This window comes from Mesorhizobium sp. M7A.F.Ca.US.006.04.2.1 (assembly GCF_004022915.1).
In the GTDB taxonomy this organism is placed as follows: Bacteria; Pseudomonadota; Alphaproteobacteria; order Rhizobiales; family Rhizobiaceae; genus Mesorhizobium; species Mesorhizobium ciceri.
In genome coordinates this window covers 1-1,322 of record NZ_RZQA01001239.1, presented here as the reverse complement: position 1 = coordinate 1,322, position 1,322 = coordinate 1, and the positions used below count along the sequence as shown (strand labels likewise).

Annotated in this window: 2 protein-coding genes; both read right to left on the bottom strand. The window is 63.7% G+C overall.

The window, feature by feature from the left end; translation table 11 throughout:
- Positions 1-748: FAD-binding oxidoreductase (locus EN925_RS36205; RefSeq protein ID WP_164894671.1), on the bottom strand; the 748-nt coding region annotated here is incomplete at its 3' end.
- A 187-nt stretch (positions 749-935) separates the two neighbouring features.
- Positions 936-1,178 (bottom strand): DUF1344 domain-containing protein, encoded by a 243-nt coding sequence (locus tag EN925_RS36200; RefSeq protein WP_013530037.1) that lies wholly within the window; start codon positions 1,176-1,178, stop codon positions 936-938.
- Positions 1,179-1,322: the final 144 nt, after the last annotated feature.

The following is a 1,322-nucleotide window of genomic DNA, read 5'->3' as shown; positions in this document are numbered from 1 at the left end:
TCGCCTCCAGCACCACGCCGAACAGGCCGTAACCGCCGACGACGTGGCGGAACAGGTCGGTGTTCTCGATGGGCGAGCAGGTCGTCACCGAACCGTCGGCCAGCATCACCCGCATCGAGCGGATCGAGCCCGCCACCGAACCCGCCTGGTGGTCCATGCCATGCGCATTGACCGACAGCGAACCGCCGACCGAGAAGATGTCGGTCGACTGCATCGCCTTCACCGCGAAGTGCGGATGCAGAAGGTTCTGGATGTCGTGCCAGCGCGCGCCCGGCTGCAAGGTCATGGTCTTGGCCGCCGCATCGACGGTGACCCTGTTGAACTTTCTGAGGTCGAGCACCAGCGCGTTGTCGTCGAAGGCATGCCCGCCCATGGAATGGCGGATGGCGGCCAGCGATATTTTCAGCCCATTGGCACGCGCGAAGGCCAGGGCCTTGGCGATGTGCTCGTCCCCGCTGACCTCGACCACGCCGTAGACCGGCGTCATCGACAGGCCGCTGGCATCGTTGATGTCACCACCCTTTGCCGACCAGGGCAGTGACGCATCGAAGGCCGGCGCATTGTCCAGCGGCTTCAGAGGCAGCGCGAAGCCGTCTATATCGGCTATCCGTCCTGCGTTCTTCGGCCCCGAAGGTCCGCGTGCCAGCCGCGCCACCGTGTTGCCGCCCCACAGCACCGCGCCGCCGACGACGGCCGCACCCAGCAGCAATCGCCGCGACAGGCGAAACCCTTTTTGCTCGTCGGCCATGACTATCCCCCGCTGGCCAAGGGATAGCGCGGCTCTTTGGCAAAAACCATAGCGGCGCCGCCGGGACGGCGTTTTGCCTGGCGTCGAGGGTGGAGGGCACGAAATGGCCGGTCCCCTGAGGACCGGCCAGAATGGAACAGGGCCTGAAATTGCGTCAGCAGGCTTGCCGACGAACGACGCTGACGCCTTACGAGGCCTTCTTGATCGACGTCACGATGCCGGTCTTGTCATCGACGGTCACCGCCACCTTGGCGCCGACCTTCAGTTTCCCGATCGTCGCTTCGGGCGACAGCTGGTAGATCTTGCCGTCGTCGAGGGTGATCGACTTGGTCGTCGGATCGACGGCCTGAATGGTGCCCTGAACGGTCGCGGCATAAGCGGTGCCGAGGAAGGCGAGCAGAGCAGCGGTGGTTGCGAGGGTCTTCTTCATTGGTAAGCACTCCGTGCTGTTTCACTTTTCCGGACCGCCGCCTTGGGAAACGACAGCACCGGACGGCCTGAAACTGGACGGAAAGCGCACCCTCCGCAAATCACATTGGGTGACTTTTCGCAAACAATATCATAGGCTTAATTC